The organism is Abyssogena phaseoliformis symbiont OG214 (assembly GCF_016592595.1).
In the GTDB taxonomy this organism is placed as follows: Bacteria; Pseudomonadota; Gammaproteobacteria; order PS1; family Pseudothioglobaceae; genus Ruthia.
The window spans coordinates 150,858-170,904 of the sequence record NZ_AP012977.1 but is presented as its reverse complement, the minus strand read 5'-3'; the positions used below and the strand labels follow the sequence as shown (position 1 = coordinate 170,904).

Sequence of the window (20,047 nt, the reverse complement as noted above, 5' to 3'; positions counted from 1 at the left end):
CATTATAACGCAAAATGCCTAATTTCAATTAACATAGATGGTTATGGATTGAATAAATCTATTATTTTATTCAATCCACCGAAGTTAATGACAATATTGGCATGCTTTGTAACGCTAGGCTTGGCATGATAAGCAACGCTCAACCCAGCAATACGCATCATGTTTAAGTCATTAGCACCATCACCCGCTACAATAACCTGGCTATATGACAAGCCTTGTTTATCGCACAATTCCTTAATGAAATCTGCCTTAGCCTCTGCATTAATCATCAGGCCTTCTGTAACGCCAGTTAATTGGTTATTTTCAACCGCTAGCACATTAGCACGTGCATAATCTAGTGCTAAATCTTGAGCCAAACGATTGGCAAAATAAGTAAATCCGCCTGACACAACTGCCATTTGGATGGACTTGGTTTTAAAAAATAAGATAAGTGCCCTACCACCAGGATTGACTGATAAGCGTTGAGTGTAAACTTTATCTAGTACATCAACACTAAGCCCTTTTAACAAGGCAACACGCTTGATTAAAGAGTCATCAAAGTCCAATTTACCTTGCATAGCAAGCTTGGTAATGGCAGTTACTTGTGGTTTAATATTGGCAAAATCAGCAATTTCATCAATGCATTCAATATTAATCAAGGTTGAATCCATGTCACAGACAAACAACTTAATGTTAGAAGTATCAACCTTGGGTAAATGGTTAAAATCAGTTTGATATTGTTGTCTTAAATCATCAAGATTTATTAATGCTATTTGATGACGAATATGGGTGCTGAAAACTTGAAAATTACTTGAAATTTGCCTAGCAATATTCTCATCTAGACTGTGTTGAATAATAATTTGCATACTCAAATTAACAACCTAATTATTGGTGCGGAAGGAGAGACTCGAACTCTCACGTCTTTCAACACTGGAACCTAAATCCAGCGTGTCTACCAATTCCACCACTCCCGCATTTAAATCTAACACTCCTCTCAAGGAGTTTAAAGAATTTGAAATTATACCTAATTAATGTTATAGTAACGACTTTTAAAACATGAAGGAGAACGCATGACAGTTAATAACGTCGTATCAGCAATGGCTGGTGTTATTATTATGATTTCACTACTATTAGGTGCACAAGCAATCAGTCCATTTGCTTATAATTCTAATTGGTTGTGGTTAACTGCATTTGTTGGTTTTAACCTGTTTCAATCAGCGTTCACAGGGTTTTGCCCAGCAGCAATTATTGCAAAAAAATTGGGTGCTAAATAACCACACTTACGCGCAAGCTTTACTTACTAAATAAGTAAAGCTTGTAATTTCTATTATTTTTTAGATGGTACCGACTTGGCATCAAACCAATTCAGTTTTTCTCTTAATGTCACCACTTCGCCAATAATAATCAAAGTGGGGGCGTGAATGGTTTCATTTTCTACCAAGTCTGGCAATTCTTTTAGAGTTGTAGTGTAAACCCTTTGCTCAGGTGTTGTGCCTTTTTCAACCAATGCCACTGGCATATCTGGGCGCATACCATGTGTGATTAATTGCTCTGATAAATGTCTAGCACCATTAAGTGCCATATAAAATACAATGGTTTGTTGTTCAACCGCTAGCTCGTGCCAAGGCAGATTCATACTGCCATCTTTTAAGTGCCCCGTTACAAAACGACAAGATTGTGAATAATCTCTATGTGTTAATGGAATACCTGAATAAGTAGAACAGCCAGAAGCTGCTGTAATACCAGGCACTACTTGAAAAGGTATGCCGTTTTCAGCCAATGTTTCAATCTCTTCACCGCCACGGCCAAAAATAAAAGGATCCCCCCCTTTAAGACGACAAACTCTTCTGCCCTGTTTAGCCAAATCTACCAACAATTGATTAATATCGCCTTGTGGCACAGCATGATTATCGCGCTCTTTGCCAACATAAATCAGTTGCGCATCGCGCCTAACCAGCTCCATAACACCTTCTGAAACCAAACGGTCATACAAAACAACATCTGCCTGTTGCATAAGGCGCAAAGCTCTGAAGGTTAACAAATCAGGGTCACCAGGGCCGCCACCCACCAAGTAAACTTCACCCACTTGGGCTTTAGTGGCGCTATCAAGTTGTGCTTGTAAATCTACTTTGGCTTCCGATACTTTACCTGAGAATACTTTTTCAGCAATAATGCCAGAAAAGGCTTTTTCCCAAAAGTATCTCCTGTCTTCAATGTTGTTAAACTTTGCTTTAACTTTGTCTCTAAAATCGCCCGCTAATTCTGCCAATTTACCATACGCATGTGGCAATGTGCTTTCTAGTTTTGCACGGATTAGACGCGCCAATACTGGCGCTTTTCCTGCTGATGAGATGGCAATCACGATAGGAGACCTGTCCACAATTGAAGGCATAATAAACGTACATAAATCTGGGGAGTCAACCACATTAACAGGGATATTATTTTGGCTGGCTAATTCAGATACTTGTTTATTCAGACTGGCATTATCTGTGGCAGAAACAATTAAAACCTGCCCTTTAATATCAGATGGCTCAAAGCTTTTTTCAATATAAATAATTTTGTTGTCATTGGCTAGTTTAGTAATATTTTTACAACAACTTTTTGCCACGCAAGTAACTTGCCCATGGGCTTTCAACAATAGATTAATTTTCCGATAAGCAATATCACCACCACCAACAACCAGACAAGGTCTTTGCTTAATCTCAATAAAAATAGGCAAGTAATTCATAGATTGTTTGATGCTACTAACAAGCTAGCACAAGTAAAATAAAAGTTTATATTATAGTGTCTTTATAATCTATAAAGACACAAAACACTTATTATTATGCCCAGTAAACACTATACCTGTCCTTTTTCCCACCCGATACTTAGCGGTAGATGTGGTTGTAAATTTTGGACAAAAGATTGCATTGCAGAAAAAGAATTTGGCGCTTGTTTGGATGGCTCGTCTTCCAAGCAGTGCCAATCGTTGTATGCTCATTTACGCGATAATAGCGATTTTGTCTTAAACACGCACCATCAAAATAATTTGTCAGTCGGACAGCAATCAAAAATTAAAATGGGCGGACTGTTGGCTTTGCAAGAAATACTTGACATTGAAAATAGCAATCAAATCAAGGATATATCTAATTTAGTAAAAGTTGTTGAAGAAAAATATACAGATTTTGAATACATCCCTTTTTCAAAACTCATGCCTAGAATTGCACAATTCAAATTTAGAAAAAAACCTTAAATACCCAGTGTTTGTTTAACAAAGGGAATGGAAATATCACTCTTTTTCTGTAATGATGCTTCATCTAAAACACTAATTATGTTCAAAACATCATTCAAATCACGTGAAAAAACTTTGAACAAATAATGGTACACCTTGCTATTTATGTTAATATTCTTATCCGCCATTTTACGCTCAATAATAAGAATTTTTTGCTCATCATTAAGCGCCTCCAGTGTGAAAGCAACCGCCAAAGACAAGCGTGTTTTCAAATCCTTTAATAGGTTCAACTCACTAGGTAAACCGCTTGCAGAAACAATCAACTTAGTACTAGTTAACTTAATTCTGTTATGTAAATCGAATAACGCTTCTTGTTGGACGATACTCAAATAATCAACGTTGTCAATACAAATCCAATCAACAGGTGCTAAATCACTTATTACCTCCTTTGGTAGCTCTTGCTTTATATCAATAAAAACAATATTTAATCGCTTATCTAGCGCACTAAAAGCACAACCTTGCAATAGATGAGTTTTACCGCTAGATTTGACACCTGAAATAAAGACAACAACTGAGTCTTTTTGAATAAATAACTGATTAACAAAATCTAGGACTTGCTGATTTCTCTTACCAATAAAATTGGACAACAACATTTTTGAATTCAATGAAAGTGATAATCCAAGTTGATTCATTGAGGATTTTTTTTCTCTTGCAAAATGACTTGTTCAATCCAAATCCACACATAATCTGCACCGCTAAGGACGGTTGATGTGGCTGTAATAATAAAGAAAATAGTGCTATATTGTGGCAAGACTGGGTAAATTTGCGCCATCACCAAAAACAAAACTAGTGCGATTTGCAGCACGGTATTAATTTTTGAAAGTTTTGAGGGCGATAATAAATCATTTTTAGAGGCGCCTGAGCCAATAAAACACCCAACTGTGCCTGAAACAATCATAAGATCACGTAAAAAGACCAGCACCAATAGCCACAATGGCAATAATCCAATTACATATAAAGCCACAAAACTACTGATCAATAACAACTTATCCGCCATCGGATCTAAAATAGAACCCAATCTACTTTGAAAGGAAAAGCGTTTGGCAATCCATCCATCCAGCGCATCAGTAATGCCTGCAATAAAAAACAGCACCATTGCCAAAAAATATTGGTGATTTAACAAAGTCATGACAACTGGCACTGTTAAAATAATGCGTAAAATTGAAAGCGCATTAGGCAATGATGAAAAACTCATTTTTTATTTACTAAAAAGAATTTATAAAGAAATTAATTATACGGAAAAACTGTCATGTCATCACTCTCATACCTTGACTCAGGCGTTGACATTACCAAAGGTAATGCGCTGATTGAACAAATCAAACCGATTGCTAAATCAACCACTAGACCTGGGGTATTAGCTGGTCTTGGCGGCTTTAGTGCAATGTTTGAATTGCCTATTTTTAAATATAAAAACCCGGTTCTAATCTCAGGCACGGATGGCGTTGGCACCAAACTCAAAGTGGCGCAAATGTTAAACAAACATGATACGATTGGCATTGATCTAGTTGCCATGTGCGTGAATGACTTAATTGTCCAAGGTGCTGAGCCGTTATTTTTCCTAGATTATTATGCAACAGGCAAGTTAAATACCAAACTGGCCACATCCGTTATTTATGGCATTGGTGAAGGCTGTAAGCAATCAGGTTGTGCTTTAATTGGTGGCGAAACAGCTGAAATGCCAGGTTTGTATCAAGGTGAAGAATACGACCTTGCTGGTTTTTGCGTGGGTATTGCTGATAAAGACAAAATAATTGATGGCACAAAAGTCACTAAAGGCAATCACATCATTGCCTTGGCATCTTCAGGCCCACACTCTAACGGTTATTCACTAGTACGTAAAGTTCTGGCGCAATCAGACCCAACTGATGCGCAATTAAATGCACTAATTGAGCCTACTAAAATCTATGTAAAATCAGTATTGTCATTGATTGAAAAGTTCTCAGTACATGCTATTTCACATATTACAGGTGGTGGCTTGTTGGAAAATATTCCTAGAGTATTGCCTGAAAACTTGAGCGCAAAACTTGACATTGACTCTTGGCAACTACCCAGTATTTTTCAATTTTTACAAGACAATGGCAATATTGATATGATGGAGATGTATCGAGTATTTAACTGTGGCATAGGCATGGTTATTATTGTGCCAGCAGAACAAAGTTCTAATGCCATTCAACACTTAAATGAGCTGGACGAACATGCTTGGCTAGTGGGTGAAATTACAAACAATCAAGGCACTCAAGTTATTATTTAGCTTGCATATTGAGCATGAATGGCGTTGTTTTAATTTCTGGTAGTGGCTCAAACTTACAATCAATTATTAACCATTCTACTGCTATTGATTTAGACATCAAAGCAATTATTAGCAATCATAACAATGCCTATGGGCTTAAACGTGCTGAACGTGCAAACATTCCTACCCACATACTAAGCCATAAACAATTTTCTTCTAGAGAAGAGTTTGACCAAGCGTTAAGCAGCATTATTAATCAATACAATCCTGAAATTGTTATTCTTGCCGGCTTTATGCGCATACTAAGCGCTAAATTTACGCGCCAATATTCAGGAAAAATGCTCAATATTCACCCCTCGTTATTGCCAAAATTTCAAGGACTTAATACCCATCAAAGAGTCATAGAAGCTAAAGAAAGTCAGCATGGTGTTAGTATTCACTTTGTGACTGAGCAGCTTGATGGAGGTCCAATTATTGCCCAAGCTAGTGTTGAGGTCATTGATACAGATACAACAGAATCTTTGGCAAAACGTGTTCTGCTTGAGGAGCATAAATTATTCCTAAAAGTCATTCATTGGTTCACACAAGGCAGGCTAAAACTTGAAAAAAATCACGCCATGCTAGATGGAAAAATCTTATGAGATTGCTTACCTTAATTATACTCACAATCTTAATTAACCCCGTAGCACACGCCTTAAAAACACATACTGCCAACTACCAATTATCTATTAATGGTTTTAAGATAGCTGAAGAAGTTAGGACATTACACAAACTAGATAAACATTATTTTTATACTGCAAATGCTAGAACCTCAGGACTTACAGCCTTCATAAAAGACTATTCTATAGCGGCAAGTTCTACCTTTTTGGTTAGTCATCAAGGTGTTAATGCCATACATTACCAAATCATAGAGCTAGAAGACGGGGCATTGGTTAAAAATTATGCCATTGACATTTACTCAAAAAATCATGCTGTTGTGTCTATTCTCACTAAAACCCAGCCAAAAATTAGAACTTGGCAGTCTAAAGGTAGTAATATTGTTGACCCTCTAAGTTTGTTTTTAGCTTTATCAAATGATTTAGAGCATAGCCCTAACCAATCTATATTTACCTACCAAGTAGCCAATGGAAAATCAATCGAACAGCATCAATACAAAAGAGCCAACGAACGCCTGATTAAAATCAACAACCAATCTGTTAAAGCCATTAAAATTAGTAGAATCAACGCTAGCAATAATAATATAAAAGCCTATTTTTTACCCAAGTATGGGTATTTACCTGCATTGATAGAGCGAAATAAAAACGGCAAAAACTACACATACAAACTTACCAATTTACAAATTGAAAATGGAGTTAAAGGCAAACTACAAGTAAGCTTTTAAATATTGACCCGTATACGAGCCTTTAACTTTTGCCACCTCTTCTGGCGTACCAAACGCAATAATTTGTCCACCCTTATTACCCCCTTCAGGGCCTAAATCAACAATCCAATCTGCAGTTTTAATAACATCAAGGTTGTGCTCAATAATCACAATGGTATTGTTGCGCTCACGCAACCTATTAATAACTAACAACAAGAGTTTAATATCATGAAAATGCAAGCCTGTTGTTGGTTCGTCAAGAATGTAGAGCGTTTGTCCAGTATCCATTTTTGACAACTCTTTTGCTAATTTAATGCGTTGTGCCTCACCACCAGATAAGGTGGTTGCATTTTGTCCAAGCGTAATATAAGAAAGTCCAACATCCATTAAAGTTTGTAATTTTTGTTTAATCTTGGGCATGGGTTGAAAAAATTCACAAGCCTGTTCTACAGTCATATCAAGCACTTGTGCAATACTCTTTCCCTTGTAAAGTATTTCTAAAGTTTGTTGATTGTAACGTTGGCCTTGGCACACGTCACATGACACATAAACATCTGGCAAAAAATGCATTTCTACCTTAATTAGCCCATCACCCTTGCATGCTTCACATCTACCACCTTTAACATTAAAACTAAAACGCCCTGCTTTATAACCACGTGTTCTTGCCTCTAAAGTTTGTGAAAATAAATCACGTACTAATAAAAACACACCCGTATAAGTGGCTGGATTAGAGCGTGGCGTACGTCCAATTGGGCTTTGGTCAATATTGACAATCTTATCAAAATAATCCAAACCTTCAACTGATTCATACTCAGCAGGCGTTGTCTGTGCACGATTAAGTTCTCTAGCCGCTAAAGCATACAAGGTGTCGTTAATTAAGGTTGATTTTCCAGAGCCAGATACACCTGTCACACAAGTTAATACACCCACAGGGATAGATAAGTCAACCTTGTTAAGATTATTACCCCTAGCACCTTTAATGTGCAACCACTGACTGGCACTTTTACGTTTAGCAGGCACTTCAATACTTTGACGGCCACTTAAATAATCACCCGTTAAAGACTTAAGGTTGTTTTCAATGTCTTTAGGGCTACCCATTGCAACAATTTCACCGCCATGAATACCAGCACCAGGGCCAATATCAATCACGTAATCGGCTTGTTTAATCGCCTCTTCGTCGTGCTCTACCACAATCACTGTATTGCCAATATCACGCAAATAGGTCAGTGTATTTAATAACTTTTGATTGTCTCTTTGGTGCAAACCAATTGATGGCTCATCAAGCACATACAGCACGCCCATTAGTCCTGCACCAATCTGGCTGGCCAAGCGAATGCGCTGCGCTTCACCACCTGACAAACTATTTGCTCTACGGTCAAGACTTAAATATTCCAAACCTACGTTAATTAAAAATGCCAAACGCTGAACAATTTCTTTTAAAATCTTATCCGCAATTTGACCACGAGCGCCTTTCAACTTCAACTCTTTGAAAAAATCATAAATATCAGCAATAGAAAGTTTGGTGATGTTTGATAAGCTTTGCCCATCAATAAATACATTTCTAGCCGATTCATTCAACCTATCGCCATGGCATTGTCCGCAATCCTTACTCACTACATAACGAGAAAGCTCTTCTCTAACATTACGAATCTCACTTTCTTCATAACGTCGCATCATTCTTGGAATAATGCCTTCAAATGGCTTAGCCTTATTAGACCAGCCTTTACGCCCTTTTATTTTGGAAAAATCAATATCATCTACACCACTCCCATAAAGGACAATTTTTTTGTGCTTATCACTTAATTGTTCATAAGGGGTTTCAATACTAAAACCGTAATACTTGCCTACCAACATTAGCATTTGATAAAAATAAGCATTTGAGCGCCCCCAGCCATAAACAGCACCATCTGCCAAACTCATGCTAGGATTGGCCACGACTTTCTGCTCATCAAATGTATCTTTTACACCTAATCCATCACAAGTTTGACAAGCACCAACTGGATTGTTAAATGAGAAAAGTCTAGGCTCCAATTCACTCAATGAGTAGCCACACTCAACACAAGAAAATTTAGCAGAAAACACCTCGTCTTGCCAAGACGGCTCATCTTCCATAGATGCAACTCGCACCAAACCTGCACTTAGATTAAGTGCAGTTTCTAACGATTCAGACAAACGCGAAGCCATGTCTTCTCGTATTTTTAAACGATCAATGATAATTTCAATACTGTGGTTAACCTTACCATTAAGTGCTTCCATTTCATCTATATACACAACCACACCATCAACTCTAGCCCTTAAAAAACCTTGGTGATTTAATTCTTCCAATAGTTTTGTATGGCTACCTTTGCGATTTTGCACAATGGGTGCTAGCAACATGATTTTTTCACCCATTGGTAATTTGACAATACTATCCACCATTTGAGAAATGGTTTGAGATTCAAGATTAATTTGATGTTCTGGACACTTAGGAATGCCTGCACGAGCAAACAACAACCTTAAATAATCATAAATTTCTGTAATCGTACCGACCGTTGAGCGCGGATTATGCGAGGTGGCTTTTTGCTCAATAGAGATGGCTGGAGACAATCCTTCAATATGATCAACATCAGGTTTTTCCATGAGTGATAAAAATTGGCGTGCATAAGCCGATAAAGATTCTACATAGCGACGTTGCCCTTCTGCATAAATGGTATCAAAAGCCAGTGAAGATTTACCTGAACCAGACAAGCCAGTAATCACAACTAACTTGTTTCTAGGGATGTCAATATCGATATTTTTTAAATTGTGGACTCTGGCACCACGAATACTAATTTGATCCATATAAAATATGTCGGACAAAGGATTAATTATAACCACCAAGACAGGTAAAATCACCCCAATATTATGACTTTAGCGCACGTTAATGAGTAAATACAAACGCATCTTATTAAAACTCAGTGGTGAGGCCTTAGCCAGCACTGAAAATACAATTGACCCAGCAACATTAAACAAAGTGGTTGATATTATCAAATCAGTACTTAGTCAAAATGTTGAAATAGCAATTGTTGTTGGTGGCGGTAATATTTTTAGAGGTGCAGCACTCGCACAAGCTGGCATGAATCGTATTACTGGTGACCATATGGGTATGTTAGCAACAGTTATGAATGCACTCGCTATTGCAGATGCTTGTCAAAAAAATAAGGTTGATGCGCTGGTCATGTCTGGTTTTCCAATTGGTGGTGGTGTATGTGATTCGATTAACCACGTGCGTGCTAAACAAGCTTTAAACAAGGGCAAGGTCGTCATTTTTTGTGCAGGCACAGGCAGCCCATGTTTTACCACTGACACTGGCGCAGCATTACGCGCTATTGAAATTGATGCAGATATTGTATTTAAAGCCACCAAAGTAGATGGCGTTTATACTAGCGACCCTATCAAAAATCCTAATGCAAAACGCTATGATTCATTAAGTTTTGATGAAGCAATTGAGAAAAATCTTCAAATTATGGATATATCTGCATTTGCACTATGTCGTGAACATGATTTAGAAATTTGTGCATTCAGTATGCTAGAAAACACCAACACATTATCAGATATTTTAAAAGGTGAGCCTTTGGGCACCATCATAAGGAAATAAATTATGTTAAATGAAATACAACAAGACGCACAAAGCAGAATGAATAAAAGTGTCACCTCACTTGAAAGTGCTTTTAGTAAAATTAGAGCAGGTCGCGCACACCCATCACTACTTGAGCAAATTCATGTGGATTATTATGGCTCTATGGTACCACTGTCCCAAGTAGCCAATATCAGTGCAGAGGATTCACGTACGCTTAAAGTGTCTCCATGGGAAAAGGACATGGTTGCTGTGATTGAAAAAGCCATTATGACATCAGATTTAGGGCTTAACCCACAAACTATGGGACAAGTCATGCGTATTCCTTTACCGCCACTTACCCAAGAGCGCCGAGGTGAGTTGGTAAAAGTCGTCAAAGATGAAGCAGAGCAAGCTAAGGTTGCCATCCGCAATATTCGCCGAGACGCCAATTCTGATTTTAAAGAACTGTTAAAAGAAAAGGAAATTTCAGAGGATGAGGCTAGAAAAGCAGAGGATGATATTCAAAAAATTACTGATGCGCATATTAAAGAAATAGAAACCAAACTTGATGAAAAAGAAAATGCTCTATTAGAAATTTAATCTAGGTTTTAAACAGCTAGTCAATAAAAAGCCCGATATAAAACGGGCTTTTTATTGACTTAATAAGTGCTAATCTTGATGATTTTCTACACAGGTGGAATAATCTTCCCATCTCTTTGGTGAGAACAATGTACCCATTTCATCAAGCGGACCTGTATTATACAAAAACCCACTCGCAAATGCTTGTTTGAATCTTTCTATGTTGATATTAGATAAATCAAGTCTATCTTTACAAGCCTCATGTGCTGCTATTGTCACTGGAATACCGGTTGTAGTCTGGCCAATCACCGCCTTAGAGGTGTCAGTTAGTGTCATTGTGACAATATTATGCTCACCCTTCACCACAACTTTATCAAAAATTGGCTCAACAGGTCCCATATCACGATCGTCTCCACCAGCCATTACACTGCCTACTAATGCAAACGTTATGACAAGACTCAGTGTTTTATTTATCATTTTTATATCTCCAAATTATTCAAAAAAAGTTGACTTATTCCCCCTTTTGATTCTATATTTTATACTACTTATTATAGGATAGCCATCTTTACATAAATTTATGCTTAGTGATTTTTATAAATGTGCCACATCAACACAATTAGATTTGATATGCACACAACTTATCAACTTATCAACCCGTGCATTTAATGCAAATAACGGCAATATACCAAAATGGGAACAAGCCATTGAACAAATTAAAACTCAAAATACTGGCAGTCTTGATTTTATAACGCCTTATTTGAACATTAGCGCTCACCGTATTAATAATCCCACTTTGGAAAAATCTTTAAAACAGCTTATACCCTGGCGCAAAGGGCCTTATCAAATTGGCGATTTGCAACTTGATAGCGAATGGCGTGGTGATATGAAATGGCATAGAATCATTCCTCATATCAAGCCACTCAAAGATAAGGTTGTGCTTGATGTTGGTTCTGGCAATGGATACTTTACTTATCTCATGGCCATGTCAAATGCTAAAATTGCACTAGGCATTGAGCCATTCTTATTATTTAATTATCAATTTCAAGCCATTCACACCTTAATTAACAATCCACCAAATGCGTTTGTACTACCATTACGCCTAGAAGAAATACCCCAAAAACCTTTGTTTGATACGGTATTTTCAATGGGTGTTTTATATCACCAAAAAGATCATAGGTTGCATTTAAAACAACTAAAAGATGTTATGAGACTAGGTGGAGAGCTCATCTTAGAAACGCTCATTATTGATTTGGAAAAAGTTGAAAAAATCATTCCAAAAGGACGTTATGCTAAAATGCGAAACGTTTACTGCTTACCATCAGAAAATAAACTGCGCACTTGGCTTGAAGATGCAGAATTTAAAAACATTAAGTTGTTGAACATTACAAAAACCACATCAAAAGAACAACGAGCAACCTATTGGATTGGCAATAACACACAATCTCTTAAAGACTTTCTTGACCCAAACAATAGCGACTTAACCATCGAAGGGTTGCCAGCGCCTAAGCGTGCAATTTTTATTTGTCAAAAATAAATTGAGTAGTATAATTATTCTTTTTTAGAAAAAAATATTATGATTTTTCGTTCACCCTTAACAATAATAACGCTGTTACTTTCTGCAAATATCTTTGCGGCACTAAATATTGTAGTTAGTATTAAGCCCATTCACTCTATTGTTAGCAACCTAACTCAAGGAATAACAGAGCCAAAATTATTACTGAAGACCAATCAGTCAGCGCATCACACTCATCTCAAACCCTCCCAATTATCTTTATTGAATCATGCGGACTTAGCTATTTTTATTCACCCTACTTTTGAAGGCCGACTTAAAAAAGTATTGGCTAATCTTGATGCTAACAAAAAACTAATTATTGGCAATGTAAAAAATATTCATCTTATTCGCAATGAGGAACATAATGAAGAGCGTAAAGAACATGAGCATGACGAACATCAGGAGAAGGTCAATTATCACCTTTGGCTAGATGTAAATAATATGCAAATATTTGCAAAAAAATTAATTGAAAGATTGATTAAAATTGATCCTGATAACCAATCGAATTACACAACTAATTTAGACAAACTTAACAAAAATTTAGACAAACTCAAACAAGATATTAATCAAAAATTATCAGTCTATAAACCTAAAGTACTTGCAAGTTACTCCAATACTTTTGATTATTTTACCAATGCCAATCATTTAAATAAATCAATCAATATTATGAGTTACCACGGTGAAAGGTTGAGTATATTTAAAATGCTTGAGTCTAAAAAGATAATGAGAAATACACAAACAAAGTGTTTACTCACCACCATAGAAGTACCAAAAAAACGCACTAATTCATTAATCAAAGGTCTAAATATAAATTCAGCAAACATTGACATTATAGGTTTTAATATTCAGCAAGGATCTAGCCATTATTTTAAACTAATGCATAATATCACCAATAAAATTGTCCAATGTCTCAGGTAAGATTTGCCTTTAATAAAGCCTCAAATAATTATAATAATCATGCATTTTTACAAAAAGAAATTGCTGTTAGGTTGGATCAAAAACTTAATGCCATTTCATCCAAAGCTGACATCATTCTTGATCTTGGTGCTGGCACCGGTTTACTTAGCCAGCAACTAACTAAGCGCTTTTCAGACTCAAAAATTATTTGTCTAGACTTTGCCCAGCAGCCCTTAAAACACAACCCATCTAGCAGCAAGATTTGTGCTAATGCTAATCATTTGCCACTACTAGATAATAGTATTGATATGATCACTTCTAACTTGATGATGCAGTGGTGTCCAGACCTTAACATTTTGTTTTCAGAATGTTTTCGCGTGCTTAAAAACAATGGGTTATTTTTGTTCTCTACTTTTGGTCCAGACACACTTAAAGAGTTAAAAAAAAGTTGGTCAATTGTGGATGATAAAACACATGTTAATACTTTTATTGACATGCACGACATTGGTGATCAAATGTTACAAAACGGATTTCAAAATCCTGTGATGGAAATGGAAACTTTGACGCTCACTTATCAAACAGTCATTGATTTATTGCGCGATCTTAAAGCCATTGGCGCCCAAACAGTCACTAAAGGCTCAAAATCCCTAACTGGTAAAAACAAGTTTCAACTGATGATTAAAATGTATGAATCTTACAAAAATAATGGAAAATTACCAGCCACTTACGAAGTAATTTATGGACATGCGTGGAAAAAAACAACTAATATTGGTAATATCGCACTTGAAAGTCAATAAAAAAAATTAATTAAAGTATTTACTAATATACGCACGCAAGATAAATAATATTATTTGAAGTTTACAAAAAATAAACTATCTTGCATTTTATGCGTTAAAAATTACAAATAATCAGTTCTGTAGATTTTTTATACTTGTTCTTTCTGCTTAGCGTATATTTAGTCCTGATGTTGAACTTACTAAATGCCTTGCGCATCTCATCACAATCATTAAGTGTGATGATAATCTTGCCTTTAATTGACGTTGCAAAGAAATGAGGGACATATTTTCTGAATTCAATATTAGTACTACTGAACTGAAATATACGCCTAGTAGAAAAAAAGAAGGTAAGAAATTTGTAGAATTGATAATTACCAACTACTAAAGTAATAAAATTAGCGATTAATTGATGTTTAATAGATATTTATTTATTAATTAACTGATACTTTTTTGTATAAAAAAAGTATTGAAACTAACAATTATTTTTCAAAACAAACTTAAAACTTGATTGTTTCTAATCTCTGAAAGTCTTTACACTTAAAAGGATTTACTCAAATTTTAAGTTTCTCTACTTTTCAAAACTACCTATATCCCATAGTGGTTTATATCAAAAGGATCATTGCCATAGATATCTGTCAGCCCTGTTTTTTCTATTTTTAGACGAGCCACAGTAACATCAATGGCATTTGCACCTGAAGGCGGGATGACTGAAACAGTCCATTGTATGCCAGAACTTCCTGAAAACTCAGTAAGGGTACCTATGGTCCAGTTTTTGGTGTCTATTACTCCCCCCTTTTTTGAGGCATCTACTTAAACGACGTCGTTTAAGGTGAAACTGGAGGTTACACCGTGACTGAAAGTCAGGGTTTTATTTAAAACCCATATATTAATAGTATAATTTTTTTAAATTAAACAGAGTTATGATTTTAGAAAAATTATAGAAACTAACCACATAAGACTGAGAAAAGCGATAAATGGAAAAGTATAAATCATTAAAGAATGAATTATGTTATTAAACATAGGGAGTGATACGGGGAGTTTTTTTGATTTTTTAAGAAAATTAATCTAAAAAATTCTATTTTTGAGTATAAACAGGGAGTGAATATAGTTAGATTTTAACAAAGTGTTGATAGGGCGGCAGCGGCAATGGCAAATATAACAAGTGCAAAATTAAACAATGTGAAGCGGGGTAAAATTTCAGAAAAAGGTGGTGCTAGAGGAGCTGGTGCACTTTTGTTTGAATGTAATACTCGAGGTGTTAAAGAGGCATATTATAGGTATAGAATGGAAGGCAGAGATATTAGAGTCAAAATTGGTAGCTATATCTATAAAGGTGTGGGTTTGTCCCTCAAAGAAATCAGGGCTAAGGCAATTAAACTGGCTAACCTAAAAGTATCTTACCCAATCTTAAGGAACGTCTCTTACAAGAAAAAGTTCGAATTAAGGACATTGAAATACAGCAAGAAGAAAAGGCTAAGCAAGGCACACTTGAAGACTTGCTGTAAGTTTACGTTGCTTATCTTAAAAATCAAAAGAAAACAAGCGCAAATAATGTTGAGTATCATTTAGATTTATATGTATTGAGACCCCTTCCTCAACTGGCAGAAAAGTTAGCCAAAAAAGTAGTACCTGAAGATTTTGTTAAAGTGCTTCGTTGCATGATAAACAAAGATATTACTACTGACGTTAATCGCATGAAATCATATTTATGCGCTGCGTTTAACTATGTACTCCGAAGCCAGAATGACCCTCGTCAACGTTATGGGCATACCAAACACTTTGATTTAAAAACCAACCCTGTTGATTGATGAAATTCCACTACAGCGTGATTATGAGCGTGTACACGAACGAGCTTTAACAGATGACGAGGTGACGAAATTATGTCAAAATATTGACGCCATTCCTAATGTGGGTTTGTTAACTTCCCATGCAATCAAACTAGTTATTGCTTGCGGTGATCAGCGCCCTAAACAACTTTTGGCTTGTTGCTGGTCTGATTATGATTTTCAACGTTGCACAGTTACTCTTTATAGATTGTAAGGAAAATCGGACTAAAAAAACATGTTGTGCCTTTGACCAAAATAGCACTTGCTATTTTAGAAGAAGTGCGAAAAACCACACAAAATTTAAACTAGCTATTTACTTATACAGGCAGAGCACCATTGACTGTCAATGCCGTTTCTACAGCTATTAGAAAATACATTAAGCACAATGAAGGGCACGAGCATTTTGTATTGAAGGATTTACGTAGAACATGCAAACGCTTAATGGTAGATGCTATGATTAGTAGAGAAACCCGAAATTTAATTCAAGGTCATGGATTAACAAGCATTGATTTAAGCATTGATTTAAGCATTATGACCATAGCAAACATCTGTCAGAAAAGCAACAAGGCTTGCAAACATTTACAGAGCACTTTCAAAAAGTTATGGTAGAGAGTAAGGCTGATGGCTGATGGCTGATGGCTGATGGCTGATGGCTGATGGCTGATGGCTGATGGCTGATGGCTGATGGCTGATGGCTGATGGCTGATGGCTGATGGCTGATGGCTGATGTGAGAGAGACCCAATACTATTTTCTATTATAACTTTATTTATATAATTTTTTTACATATATATGTAAATATTTTTTGTTAATGTTGGTTAAATGTTAATACTTTAAGTTATTTGCAATACTATACAAGTAATCATTTTTATCAAAGGCGACTTTGTCGAGTTTAGCAATTCATGGGAAAAATAAACTTTTGATTGTGTATAATGCTGAAATTTAGTATCTTACTAAGTTTTTGGCGCATAATTCTAATGAAGTTAATACTTTCTAATAGAACATCCAAAGTTTTTATAAGGAAAATATGGTGGAAAATAAACAACAAATTAAAGCACAACAAGCAATTAATTCTGGTGCTTTAAAGCAGAAAAATATTGTTGTTAATCAGGTTCAAGATAAGCACAGCAAAGCTTATAAAATTATTTTTCAACAAAATAATAAAGTATTAGATGTGGATTTTGATGTTATTGCCAAGAAGGTGGATGATGATTTATCTTTATTATTAGATGACTCTACCATGGTTGTTTTTCAGCCTGTATTGATTTGAGCTGCGTGATTTCTTTGCCTGCTTTAGGAATGTTGCATCATATTGTTGGCAATCAGTCTATGGTTTTGGCCGATAGTACTGAGGTTGTTTATACTTATGGTGATAAGTCCGTACTTCAAGAAATAGCCTCTGGCGATAACGCGTTGTTGCAATTTTTAGGTCAATCACACGTGAGTCCAGACTCTTCGTGGTCATTGTCAACTTTGGGTACAGGTACTCTAGGTGCGCTTAGGTTGGCAGGTGGTGGTTCGGGCTCTGGTTCTGGTGGTGATACAACTATATTTACTATTTTAGATAGTATTAGTGCAGGGCAGATTTTTGATACGAGTGCTTATACAATTGAGGTTTATGGCAAGGATGGAGAAATATTAAAAACAACAATTAGTTTTAAAGATGCTGGCTCGTTTACGATAAAAGTCAACGAAGCTTACACGGGTAATATTCTTATTCGCTTGAAAGATGCAGGAACAGGCGCAGATTATTTAGATGAAGGCACAGGCCAAAACAAAGATTTACGCGTTATTGCTAGTTCAAATGGTGGCGACATGACTGTTAATCTTAATATGTTAACTGAAATAGCCACACGTCAATTATTTCAAGATAGTAGTAATGTAGACACTGATTTATCAGATTTTACGTCTGCTCAAATTAGCGCTACTAATGGGAATATTGCTACGGCATTTGGTTTGAATGGCGATAACGATATTATTACGGAAAAAAGCGATAGAATTCAGGTGATGAAAGATAACGGTACAGGTTACACGCATTCTAAATATGTAAGGCTGAGTGAAGCTGATATTGAGAAAGGTTGGAAAGATGTGGCATTGTCAGCTTTGACTACAGGTGATAATAAGGCTAATAAAGATTATAATTTTAAGGTAAGAATTATTGATCAAGCGGGTAATCAAAGTGCGTTATCAGATGCGTATTTAATCACTTTTGATGGTAATGTTGAGGAATTAACGCTCAACTTAAAGGAGGACACTGGTGCAAATAGTGCGGACGGCATTACCAGTAATGAGACGACAATAATCGGCAACATTGAAAAAGGCGCTAAAGTAGAATATATTTTGGATGGTGGCGATGGGTGCATAACGCTAACAAGCGCTGTTGTTTATGATAGTGATGATAAAGCAGCCATCCATAAGCCAGATGGCGATTTAGATTTTGTCAGAATTTTTGAAGACAATAGCGATACAGTTAAAGAAAGCCAAATTACACTTACGTTTGATGAAGATATCGTAAAACCTGCTACTTTTGACAATAACTCCTTTGCCATTACTATTAATGGCACTAACCAAACAATCGGCAGAGTTGAAACCAATGGTAAAAAAGTATTGATTTATATCTCAGGCAATGTGATATCAGCATCAGCTGAAATTAGTGTAGCATACAATCAAAGTGATAATGTTAAGGCCTTGGCAGGAAATAGCATTAGCGGTATAGCAAGCAAAGCTTATAGTGTTAATAATACACCCCCTTCACAGCCAACCATTAGTAGTATTTTTGACGACAAAGGAGATGTTACAGGCGAAGTGGGAAACAACGTACTAACAGATGATAATGTGCTAAGTATTATCGTTGATATTAGTGGCGCTAGTGCTATTGCAGGAGGCGGGTTGTTCTTTTACAATAAAGGAGAAAAATTAGCCAACTCTTTTACACTTGACAGCCAAGATATCGCCAAAGGAAGTAAGACAGTAACATTAAGCCTTGATAATTCAGCCGATAGAAAAGCTTACGAATTAGGCGTTAAAATTATTGACAAGTCGGATAATGTGAGTGTTATGTCGGATTTAAAAAACTTCAGCGTTGATGCTACGGTCAATGCACCCACTATTAAATTAATAGATAAAAGCTTACCTACCTCAGATCACACTACCAGTATTGCCACTGTTGAGGTGAGCAATATAGAGACGAGCGCTACTTGGGAGTATTCACTAAATAGTGGTGAAGATTGGACAGCAGACAATAATGGTAATTCTAGCGATACTAAGTATTCTTTCAGCCTGACGGCAAACACCGCCTATGAGGCACAAGACATTAAAATACGTCAAACCGACAAGGCTGGAAATAAGGCTATTTTAAGCATTAATTATAAAGTTATTGTTGATAGTATTGCGCCTGAATATCAATCAACAGAAGGTAGTGGTAACACGATTATTCTAATTTTTAGCGAAGACTTATCTTCTATTAATGCAACAACCAGCACTGCAACAGGTGCATTTACTGTTGAGGGTAACACAGTTACTAAAGTGAAAACTGATGGTAACAAGGCATATCTTTCTATTCAGAATACAGTTGATGATGCTAGTGCTATTGATGTAAGCTACACCAGACCTAGTAGCGATAGCTATCATCTAAAAGACAAGGCAGGTAATTTGGTTAATAACTTGAAAATTGGCACAAAAGATGCTGATACTCCATTAGCTGGCATAAGTTCTAACGACACTTTTATAGGAGGTTTAGGCGATGATACGCTTACAGGAAATGATGGTGTTGATACTTTTCTTTTGATTACAACGCTACAACCGACGGCAATGATACCATCACTGATTTTGTCATAGGCAGGGTAATAATAGCGATAGACTAAGTCTTAAAGACTTGCTAAGTTATCAAGCAGGAGATACTTTGAGTAACTTTTTAAGCATCACAGATGCTAGTTCTAGTGGGGATGTTGTGATTAATATTGATACTAATGATAGATAATAGTGGCACAGATTTAAGTATCA

At 36.2% G+C, this 20,047-nt stretch carries 23 protein-coding genes and 1 tRNA gene; 17 read left to right on the top strand and 7 right to left on the bottom strand.

Translation table 11 applies throughout. The features are described from left to right. Positions 1–41 precede the first annotated feature (41 nt). Entirely contained in the window at positions 42–845 is an 804-nt protein-coding gene (serB, locus tag CVPH_RS01025; RefSeq protein ID WP_225879841.1) for a phosphoserine phosphatase SerB, read from the bottom strand. Positions 846–868: 23 nt separating this feature from the next. Beyond that, positions 869–953, bottom strand: a tRNA-Leu gene (locus CVPH_RS01020). Positions 954–1,049: 96 nt separating this feature from the next. Between CVPH_RS01020 and CVPH_RS01015 the strand changes: the two genes are divergently transcribed. Beyond that, positions 1,050–1,253 carry a YgaP family membrane protein gene (locus CVPH_RS01015; RefSeq protein ID WP_201338994.1) on the top strand — a complete coding sequence of 68 codons (204 nt, stop codon included), beginning with the start codon at positions 1,050–1,052 and terminating at the stop codon, positions 1,251–1,253. Positions 1,254–1,306: 53 nt separating this feature from the next. On the opposite strand, the gene cysG is transcribed toward CVPH_RS01015, so the two are convergent. Then, a complete protein-coding gene (gene cysG, locus CVPH_RS01010; RefSeq protein WP_201341694.1) occupies positions 1,307–2,707 on the bottom strand; it encodes a siroheme synthase CysG in 1,401 nt (466 codons plus the stop codon). A 96-nt stretch (positions 2,708–2,803) separates the two neighbouring features. On the opposite strand from cysG, the gene CVPH_RS01005 reads away from it, so the two are divergent. Continuing rightward, positions 2,804–3,211 carry a hypothetical protein gene (locus CVPH_RS01005; protein ID WP_201341693.1) on the top strand — a complete coding sequence of 136 codons (408 nt, stop codon included), beginning with the start codon at positions 2,804–2,806 and terminating at the stop codon, positions 3,209–3,211. Here CVPH_RS01005 and CVPH_RS01000 read toward each other — a convergent pair. Together CVPH_RS01000 and CVPH_RS00995 are read right to left on the bottom strand one after the other, a co-directional pair. Further along, positions 3,208–3,882 carry an HdaA/DnaA family protein gene (locus tag CVPH_RS01000; RefSeq protein WP_201341692.1) on the bottom strand — a complete coding sequence of 225 codons (675 nt, stop codon included), beginning with the start codon at positions 3,880–3,882 and terminating at the stop codon, positions 3,208–3,210. The genes CVPH_RS01005 and CVPH_RS01000 overlap by 4 nt on opposite strands. Beyond that, a complete protein-coding gene (locus CVPH_RS00995; RefSeq protein ID WP_201341691.1) occupies positions 3,879–4,445 on the bottom strand; it encodes a CDP-alcohol phosphatidyltransferase family protein in 567 nt (188 codons plus the stop codon). Before CVPH_RS00995 ends, CVPH_RS01000 begins: the two co-directional genes overlap by 4 nt. Positions 4,446–4,499: 54 nt before the next feature. Here CVPH_RS00995 and purM point away from each other — a divergent pair, with 54 nt between their 5' ends. Genes purM through CVPH_RS00980 form a run of 3 tightly spaced genes read left to right on the top strand, consistent with a single transcriptional unit; the run spans position 4,500 to position 6,861 of the window. After that, on the top strand, positions 4,500–5,501 hold the full coding sequence (purM, locus tag CVPH_RS00990) for a phosphoribosylformylglycinamidine cyclo-ligase (protein WP_201341690.1): 1,002 nt from the start codon (positions 4,500–4,502) through the stop codon (positions 5,499–5,501). Between the two features lie 14 nt (positions 5,502–5,515). Continuing rightward, the gene (gene purN, locus CVPH_RS00985; RefSeq protein ID WP_201341689.1) at positions 5,516–6,121 is read left to right on the top strand and encodes a phosphoribosylglycinamide formyltransferase; all 606 of its coding nucleotides are present in this window, start codon (positions 5,516–5,518) and stop codon (positions 6,119–6,121) included. Next, positions 6,118–6,861, top strand: coding sequence for a DUF3108 domain-containing protein (locus tag CVPH_RS00980; RefSeq protein ID WP_201341688.1), 744 nt, complete (start codon positions 6,118–6,120; stop codon positions 6,859–6,861). Before purN ends, CVPH_RS00980 begins: the two co-directional genes overlap by 4 nt. On the opposite strand, the gene uvrA is transcribed toward CVPH_RS00980, so the two are convergent. Beyond that, on the bottom strand, positions 6,844–9,660 hold the full coding sequence (uvrA, locus tag CVPH_RS00975) for an excinuclease ABC subunit UvrA (RefSeq protein ID WP_201341687.1): 2,817 nt from the start codon (positions 9,658–9,660) through the stop codon (positions 6,844–6,846). The genes CVPH_RS00980 and uvrA overlap by 18 nt on opposite strands. A gap of 82 nt (positions 9,661–9,742) precedes the next feature. Here uvrA and pyrH point away from each other — a divergent pair, with 82 nt between their 5' ends. Together pyrH and frr are read left to right on the top strand one after the other, a co-directional pair. Beyond that, positions 9,743–10,456, top strand: a complete 714-nt coding sequence (gene pyrH / locus CVPH_RS00970) for a UMP kinase (protein WP_201341686.1) — start codon at positions 9,743–9,745, stop codon at positions 10,454–10,456. A 3-nt stretch (positions 10,457–10,459) separates the two neighbouring features. Beyond that, positions 10,460–11,017 carry a ribosome recycling factor gene (gene frr, locus CVPH_RS00965; RefSeq protein ID WP_201341685.1) on the top strand — a complete coding sequence of 186 codons (558 nt, stop codon included), beginning with the start codon at positions 10,460–10,462 and terminating at the stop codon, positions 11,015–11,017. Between the two features lie 69 nt (positions 11,018–11,086). On the opposite strand, the gene CVPH_RS00960 is transcribed toward frr, so the two are convergent. Then, positions 11,087–11,473, bottom strand: coding sequence for a hypothetical protein (locus CVPH_RS00960; protein WP_201341684.1), 387 nt, complete (start codon positions 11,471–11,473; stop codon positions 11,087–11,089). 100 nt (positions 11,474–11,573) lie between these two features. On the opposite strand from CVPH_RS00960, the gene cmoB reads away from it, so the two are divergent. From cmoB to CVPH_RS00910, 10 genes are all read left to right on the top strand, one after another. Next, the gene (gene cmoB, locus CVPH_RS00955) at positions 11,574–12,530 is read left to right on the top strand and encodes a tRNA 5-methoxyuridine(34)/uridine 5-oxyacetic acid(34) synthase CmoB (protein ID WP_201341683.1); all 957 of its coding nucleotides are present in this window, start codon (positions 11,574–11,576) and stop codon (positions 12,528–12,530) included. 39 nt (positions 12,531–12,569) lie between these two features. Next, on the top strand, positions 12,570–13,466 hold the full coding sequence (locus tag CVPH_RS00950) for a metal ABC transporter solute-binding protein, Zn/Mn family (protein WP_201341682.1): 897 nt from the start codon (positions 12,570–12,572) through the stop codon (positions 13,464–13,466). After that, positions 13,454–14,242, top strand: coding sequence for a malonyl-ACP O-methyltransferase BioC (gene bioC, locus CVPH_RS00945; RefSeq protein WP_201341681.1), 789 nt, complete (start codon positions 13,454–13,456; stop codon positions 14,240–14,242). Before CVPH_RS00950 ends, bioC begins: the two co-directional genes overlap by 13 nt. Before the next feature lie 1,125 nt (positions 14,243–15,367). Continuing rightward, positions 15,368–15,790, top strand: coding sequence for a hypothetical protein (locus CVPH_RS00940; protein ID WP_201341680.1), 423 nt, complete (start codon positions 15,368–15,370; stop codon positions 15,788–15,790). A gap of 11 nt (positions 15,791–15,801) precedes the next feature. Continuing rightward, complete coding sequence (locus CVPH_RS00935) at positions 15,802–16,029, top strand: hypothetical protein (protein WP_201341679.1); 228 nt, start codon at positions 15,802–15,804, stop codon at positions 16,027–16,029. Then, entirely contained in the window at positions 16,022–16,261 is a 240-nt protein-coding gene (locus CVPH_RS00930) for a hypothetical protein (RefSeq protein WP_201341678.1), read from the top strand. The genes CVPH_RS00935 and CVPH_RS00930 overlap by 8 nt, the downstream gene beginning before the upstream one ends. 122 nt (positions 16,262–16,383) lie before the next feature. Next, the gene (locus CVPH_RS00925) at positions 16,384–16,656 is read left to right on the top strand and encodes a site-specific integrase (protein WP_201341677.1); all 273 of its coding nucleotides are present in this window, start codon (positions 16,384–16,386) and stop codon (positions 16,654–16,656) included. A 416-nt stretch (positions 16,657–17,072) separates the two neighbouring features. Continuing rightward, positions 17,073–17,315 carry a hypothetical protein gene (locus tag CVPH_RS00920; RefSeq protein WP_201341676.1) on the top strand — a complete coding sequence of 81 codons (243 nt, stop codon included), beginning with the start codon at positions 17,073–17,075 and terminating at the stop codon, positions 17,313–17,315. A 29-nt stretch (positions 17,316–17,344) separates the two neighbouring features. Further along, positions 17,345–19,882 carry a SwmB domain-containing protein gene (locus CVPH_RS00915; protein WP_201341675.1) on the top strand — a complete coding sequence of 846 codons (2,538 nt, stop codon included), beginning with the start codon at positions 17,345–17,347 and terminating at the stop codon, positions 19,880–19,882. 37 nt (positions 19,883–19,919) lie between these two features. Next, positions 19,920–20,024, top strand: coding sequence for a hypothetical protein (locus CVPH_RS00910; RefSeq protein WP_201341674.1), 105 nt, complete (start codon positions 19,920–19,922; stop codon positions 20,022–20,024). Positions 20,025–20,047 lie beyond the last annotated feature (23 nt).

Excerpts from the sequence above, each read along its gene's own strand:
- serB (WP_225879841.1), bottom strand. The coding sequence starts at position 845 with ATGCAAATTATTATTCAACACAGTCTAGATGAGAATATTGCTAGGCAA.
- CVPH_RS01015 (WP_201338994.1), top strand. The coding sequence starts at position 1,050 with ATGACAGTTAATAACGTCGTATCAGCAATGGCTGGTGTTATTATTATG.
- cysG (WP_201341694.1), bottom strand. The coding sequence starts at position 2,707 with ATGAATTACTTGCCTATTTTTATTGAGATTAAGCAAAGACCTTGTCTG.
- CVPH_RS01005 (WP_201341693.1), top strand. The coding sequence starts at position 2,804 with ATGCCCAGTAAACACTATACCTGTCCTTTTTCCCACCCGATACTTAGC.
- CVPH_RS01000 (WP_201341692.1), bottom strand. The coding sequence starts at position 3,882 with ATGAATCAACTTGGATTATCACTTTCATTGAATTCAAAAATGTTGTTG.
- CVPH_RS00995 (WP_201341691.1), bottom strand. The coding sequence starts at position 4,445 with ATGAGTTTTTCATCATTGCCTAATGCGCTTTCAATTTTACGCATTATT.
- purM (WP_201341690.1), top strand. The coding sequence starts at position 4,500 with ATGTCATCACTCTCATACCTTGACTCAGGCGTTGACATTACCAAAGGT.
- purN (WP_201341689.1), top strand. The coding sequence starts at position 5,516 with ATGAATGGCGTTGTTTTAATTTCTGGTAGTGGCTCAAACTTACAATCA.
- CVPH_RS00980 (WP_201341688.1), top strand. The coding sequence starts at position 6,118 with ATGAGATTGCTTACCTTAATTATACTCACAATCTTAATTAACCCCGTA.
- uvrA (WP_201341687.1), bottom strand. The coding sequence starts at position 9,660 with ATGGATCAAATTAGTATTCGTGGTGCCAGAGTCCACAATTTAAAAAAT.
- pyrH (WP_201341686.1), top strand. The coding sequence starts at position 9,743 with ATGAGTAAATACAAACGCATCTTATTAAAACTCAGTGGTGAGGCCTTA.
- frr (WP_201341685.1), top strand. The coding sequence starts at position 10,460 with ATGTTAAATGAAATACAACAAGACGCACAAAGCAGAATGAATAAAAGT.
- CVPH_RS00960 (WP_201341684.1), bottom strand. The coding sequence starts at position 11,473 with ATGATAAATAAAACACTGAGTCTTGTCATAACGTTTGCATTAGTAGGC.
- cmoB (WP_201341683.1), top strand. The coding sequence starts at position 11,574 with ATGCTTAGTGATTTTTATAAATGTGCCACATCAACACAATTAGATTTG.
- CVPH_RS00950 (WP_201341682.1), top strand. The coding sequence starts at position 12,570 with ATGATTTTTCGTTCACCCTTAACAATAATAACGCTGTTACTTTCTGCA.
- bioC (WP_201341681.1), top strand. The coding sequence starts at position 13,454 with ATGTCTCAGGTAAGATTTGCCTTTAATAAAGCCTCAAATAATTATAAT.
- CVPH_RS00940 (WP_201341680.1), top strand. The coding sequence starts at position 15,368 with ATGGCAAATATAACAAGTGCAAAATTAAACAATGTGAAGCGGGGTAAA.
- CVPH_RS00920 (WP_201341676.1), top strand. The coding sequence starts at position 17,073 with ATGGTGGAAAATAAACAACAAATTAAAGCACAACAAGCAATTAATTCT.
- CVPH_RS00915 (WP_201341675.1), top strand. The coding sequence starts at position 17,345 with ATGTTGCATCATATTGTTGGCAATCAGTCTATGGTTTTGGCCGATAGT.